The sequence below is a fragment of the Pseudomonas sp. HY2-MNA-CIBAN-0224 genome (assembly GCF_040310285.1).
GTDB classification, from domain to species: Bacteria; Pseudomonadota; Gammaproteobacteria; order Pseudomonadales; family Pseudomonadaceae; genus Aquipseudomonas; species Aquipseudomonas helleri.
The window spans coordinates 1-261 of sequence record NZ_JBEOPQ010000640.1 but is presented as its reverse complement, the minus strand read 5'-3'; the positions used below and the strand labels follow the sequence as shown (position 1 = coordinate 261).

General features: G+C 44.4%; 1 protein-coding gene. It reads left to right on the top strand.

The genetic code is table 11. The features are described from left to right. Nucleotides 1-261 (top strand): hypothetical protein (locus tag AAEZ03_RS27880; protein WP_502947979.1); only part of this gene is annotated, 261 nt, incomplete at both ends.

Sequence of the window (261 nt, the reverse complement as noted above, 5' to 3'; positions counted from 1 at the left end):
ATACAACGATGTGAGTAAAGTTTCTACACAAGACGATAAAGGTTTGGCATTAGTTAGTTATGATGAAGACCAGTGGCAGGTTGAGTTAGGTCTTGCTAAGCGTCTAGCCCCACAGTTTGCAATTAGCGGTACGGTTGGTTGGGATAGTGGTGCAGGTAATCCTGTCACTTCACTTGGCCCAATTGAAGGCTATTACAGTGTCGGTCTAGGTGGTAAATATGACATCACTGAAAACTGGGCAGTGTCTGCTGGTGGTAAATA